The organism is Actinomadura sp. BRA 177 (assembly GCF_013372625.1).
In the GTDB taxonomy this organism is placed as follows: Bacteria; Actinomycetota; Actinomycetes; order Streptosporangiales; family Streptosporangiaceae; genus Spirillospora.
Map to the genome: position 1 here is coordinate 1 of NZ_JABXFD010000106.1, position 4,517 is coordinate 4,517.

Sequence of the window (4,517 nt, forward strand, 5' to 3'; positions counted from 1 at the left end):
CAAACTCTCCATTAAGGTCCAAACGACCGAGCCAGGGGGCGAACCCCAGCCGGCCAAACCTCGAAGAAAATCCCAGCAAAAGCACAACTCCAAAGAGTCGCGCATTGCCTCAAAGAAATCCCCACCACCCCGAAAGGTGGCCACGGGGCGACCCGGCCAACTGGCCGAGCCGATAAAGGCACTGGCTTTTAACACGCTGTTGAGTTCTCAAGAAACGGACACCCACCGCGCCGAACCCCGCTCCCGCGGACCCCGGCTCCGGGGCAACCCTTCTAACTTACCCGTCCCGTCCCCGTTGTCAAGCCGATCAGCGAAGATCTTTTTGACGGTCGGAGGCGTTCCAGGCCCCCCGCGGCGACGACCTACCCCCAGGCCAAAGACCTGGCGATGATCGTTCCGTAGGAGGTGCCCTTCGGGCCGGCCACCTCGCGGCGTCCTGCATCCCGTCCGGGCTTGCCTTGCAAGAGTACCCCGGCTCGGAGCAAGCTGCGAACCGTTTTCCTCTGTTGGCTTCCCCCCGGGGCCGTCCGCCTCTCGGCGTCCCGCATCCCCTTGGGGCACGACAGACATTAGGCAGCCCCGGCGGACCCGTCAAATCGACGCGACCGCACGACTCTCCACGGCGGCACCCTCGTCCGCCGCGAACGCACGCCTCGCCGCATCAGCCACACCAAAGGCAACCCGGGGTCCAGCTTCCGTCCGAGCCACAGAACCCGCAGGTCATTCGCGGTTTGCGTGCTCGGCATCAGTGCCGCGTCAGTGCCGTGTCAGCGCCCGGACGCCGATGTACCCGGCGTGTCAGCGCCTTCCCGCACGGTGGTGACCGTCACAGCTGACACACAGGCGAAAGGCAAGACCGATGGACGAAGTGATCCGCGCCGAAGGGCTACGGAAAAGGTTCGGGGAGACCAAGGCACTCGACGGGGTGGACATCGTCGCGCGCCGCGGCACGGTGCTCGGGGTGCTCGGGCCGAACGGCGCCGGCAAGACCACCGCCGTCCGGGTGCTGGCGACGCTGCTCAAGCCGGACGCCGGGCGTGCCGAGGTGTCCGGCTACGACGTGGTCAGGGACGCGGCGCGCGTCCGCGCGAAGATCGGGTTGACGGGGCAGTACGCGTCGGTGGACGAGGAGCTGACCGGCACCGAGAACCTCGTGATGATCGCCCGGCTGCTGGACTTCGGCCGCCCGGAGGCGAAGGCCAGGGCGCGGCAGCTGCTGGACCGGTTCCGCCTCACCGACGCCGCGTCCCGCGCCGTGAAGACGTACTCCGGCGGGATGCGACGGCGGCTCGACCTGGCGGCGAGCCTGATCAACCATCCCGAGGTCATCTACCTGGACGAGCCGACGACCGGCCTGGACCCGCGGGCCCGCAACGAGGTGTGGGACACCGTCCGGGACGTCGTCGCCGACGGCGCGACCGTCCTGCTGACCACGCAGTACCTGGAGGAGGCGGACGCACTCGCCGACCGGATCGCGGTGTTCGACCACGGCCGCGTCATCGCCGAGGGGACGTCCGACGACCTGAAGGGGCAGATCGGGCGGCAGACCCTCGTGGTGCGCGCGGCGGAGCCCTACCGCACCGCCCAGCTCACCGCGATCGTCGCCGAACTGACCGGCGAGCGGCCCGAGGTGCAGGACGCGGCCGGGGTCGTCACGGCCCCCGTGAACGACCCGAAACTCCTGTCCGCGCTGGTCAGGCGGCTGGACGAGGCGTCCATCGTGGCGGCGGAGCTGGCGCTGCGCATGCCGAGCCTGGACGAGGTGTTCCTCACGCTGACGGGCCACCTCGCCGAAGAACGACAGCCCGAACTCGTCCCCGAGGGGAGCGTGGCATGACCACGATGACACTTGACGCCCGTCCGGCCGCGGCCGAGCCGCCCGCGCGGATCAGCCCGCGGCGCACGATGCGGCACGGCCTGACGCTGGCGTGGCGCAACATCGCCCAGTTGCGGCACTCGCCGGAGAAGCTGCTGGACACGACGCTGATGCCGATCGTGTTCCTGCTTCTGTTCCTCTACGTGTTCGGCGGCGCGGTGGCGGGCGACACGCACTCGTACCTGCAGCAGCTGCTTCCCGGGCTTGTCGCGCAGATGGCGATGTTCGCGACGATGGGCCTCGGGACGGCCCTGAACGAGGACATCCACAGGGGCGTGTTCGACCGGTTCCGCAGCCTTCCGATCGCGCGTTCGGCACCGCTGATCGGGACGGTCCTCGGGGACACGGTCCGGTTCATCGTCGTGATGACGATGCTCGTCGGGTTCGGGTCGATCCTCGGGTTCCGGTTCCACACCGATCCGCTGTCGGTGCTGGCGGCGTTCGCGGTGGCGTACGTGTTCTACCTGGCCGTGTCGTGGGTCTCCGTCCTCGTGGGCCTCCTCGCACCATCACCGGAGACGGTGCAGGGCCTGGCATTCCTGTGGGTGATGCCGCTGACGTTCGGCAGCAGCATCCTCGTTCCGGACACGTCCACGATGCCGGGCTGGCTGGAGGCGTGGACGAAGGTCAACCCGGTCACGCACCTGGCGGAGTCGGTGCGGGCGCTCACGGTCGGCGGCCCGGTCGGCAACCACGTCTGGTACACGCTCGCGTGGGCCGCCGGCATCATCGCCGTCACATTCCCCCTGGCCATGCGCATGTACTCCCGCCGAACATGACAAGAATCCCCACGCCGGACGCGCCGATCCCACCCCGGACCGGCGCGTCCGCCGTTCCCGCCACACTTGGGGGTCAGATGGACGTGACCAGGTCGGCGCCCTGGTTGAAGACTTCGTCGCGTGTGACCAGGCGGCCGCGCTCGTAGGCGGTGGTGAAGGCGTCCTCGCCGAGTTCACGGGTTGCGGCGGAGAGCGTTCGGGCGACGTCGTAGGACGCCGTGTCACGGTAGCCGTGCAGGTTGTGGGCGGTGCCTAGCAGTTCGGCGGCGCGAACATACTCGCCTCGTGCGGCGGCGTAGGCGGCGAGGCCCTCAAGGAGGGACGCCACGGTCGGGTTGCCCATGAGGGCGTCGTTCCGCAGGCCGGCGAAGGTCTTCACGTGCCAGTTCAGCGCCGCGTCGACGTCGCCGTCCTCCTCGGCGAGGCAGCCGAGGCGACCGTAGGTGCGGCGGATCGCCTGCGCGAAGTCGGGGCGGTGCCCGCGCTGCTCGACCCAGGTGTAGGCGCGGTCCGCGTGTGCGCGTGCGGCGTCCCGGTCGCCGTCCTGGAGGGACAGCTCGCACAGCAGCAGGGAGGCGTTCGCCGCGTCGGCGAACTCGCCGATCCGCTCCATCTGCGCCATGCCGCGTTCGAGGTCCGCGCGGGCGCGCTCGACTTCCCCGAGGCGGGCCCGTGCCTCGGCGAGCTGCGTGAGGATGGCCGCGCCCTGCTCGGGGCTGACACCGGTCGTGGCGTAGCCGTACGCCTCCTCACCGAAGCGGAGGGCGTCCGCCGGTTCGCCGCGCGCCATCGCGACCTGCATCATCGCGCCGAGCGCGACGATCATCCCGAAGCGGTCGCCCAGCTCGCGGAGCCGCGCGTAGCCGTCGGCGGCCTCCGCGGCGGCCTCGTCGATGTCGCCGCTGTGGATCCCCATGTGCGCGCCGAGGACGCGGGCGATGGCGCGGACCCACGGGTCGGGGTGGTCCTGGACGCCCCGCAGCCGCCGCCTGACCTCGTCGATGTCCCCGTGGAAGATGGCGGACGTCGGTTCGATGAGGGCGAGAACGGGATGCGCCGGCGCCTCGGGGACGACGTCGAGGATGCCCTCCAGCGTCGCCTGCATCGAGTCCTGCGTCGGCCCGGGCTCCTTGGTCATCTCGGTGACGAGGCCGGCCGTGACGGCGCAGAGCGCGTACGGCTCCGCCAGGCCGGGCGGCGCGGTGCCGCCGGCCATGTCGCGGACGGCGACCGCCCAGACGCCCGCCTCGCGTTCCATGTCGCGCAGCACCCAGAACCACAGCAGCGCCGCGATGAGCCGCAGCCCCGTCTCGGCGTCGCCGGTTTCGAGCACGTGCCGGAACGCGACCGTGATGTTGTCGCGCTCGGCGGCCACCCGGTCGGCCCAGCGCAGCTGGTCGCGGCGGCGCAGCTCCGGCTCGGCGCGCTCGGCGAGCCCGAGGATGTGGGCGGCGTGCGCGGCGCGGACGCGCCGGACCTCGCCGGCCTGTTCCAGCCGCTCCCCCGCGTACACGCGGACGGTCTCCAGCAGCCGGTAGCGGACGTCGGTGTCGCCGTCCGCCAGCACCAGGGACTTGTCGATCAGCGCGGCGATCACGTCGATGACGTCGTGGGACTCGTCCGCGTCCGGCCCGCACACGTGGGCGGCGGCCTCCGGGGTGGCGCCGCCCGCGAACACCGACAGCCGGCGCAGGACGGTGCGCTCCACGTCGTCCAGCAGGTCCCAGCTCCAGTCGACGACGGCGCGCAGCGTGCGGTGCCGGGGCAGCGCGGTGCGGCTGCCGCCGGTCAGCAGCCGGAACCGGTCGCCGAGCCGCGCCGCGACCTGGCCGGGGGTGAGGGCGGTCTCTTATCCACATCTG

3 protein-coding genes are annotated in these 4,517 nt (G+C 71.1%); 2 read left to right on the plus strand and 1 reads right to left on the minus strand.

Annotation, left to right across the window (positions count from 1 at the left end; translation table 11 throughout):
• Window positions 1-859: 859 nt before the first annotated feature.
• Window positions 860-1,837 carry an ATP-binding cassette domain-containing protein gene (locus HUX53_RS02920; RefSeq protein ID WP_176401621.1) on the plus strand — a complete coding sequence of 326 codons (978 nt, stop codon included), beginning with the start codon at window positions 860-862 and terminating at the stop codon, window positions 1,835-1,837.
• Complete coding sequence (locus HUX53_RS02925; RefSeq protein WP_176401622.1) at window positions 1,834-2,655, plus strand: ABC transporter permease; 822 nt, start codon at window positions 1,834-1,836, stop codon at window positions 2,653-2,655. Before HUX53_RS02920 ends, HUX53_RS02925 begins: the two co-directional genes overlap by 4 nt.
• A 73-nt stretch (window positions 2,656-2,728) precedes the next feature.
• Here HUX53_RS02925 and HUX53_RS02930 read toward each other — a convergent pair whose 3' ends face one another.
• On the minus strand, window positions 2,729-4,363 hold the full coding sequence (locus HUX53_RS02930) for a hypothetical protein (RefSeq protein ID WP_176401623.1): 1,635 nt from the start codon (window positions 4,361-4,363) through the stop codon (window positions 2,729-2,731).
• Between the last annotated feature and the right edge of the window lie 154 nt (window positions 4,364-4,517).

What these genes read in the sequence shown, in the direction of transcription:
- HUX53_RS02925 (WP_176401622.1), top strand. Translation starts at nt 1,834, where the DNA reads ATGACCACGATGACACTTGACGCCCGTCCGGCCGCGGCCGAGCCGCCC.
- HUX53_RS02920 (WP_176401621.1), top strand. Translation starts at nt 860, where the DNA reads ATGGACGAAGTGATCCGCGCCGAAGGGCTACGGAAAAGGTTCGGGGAG.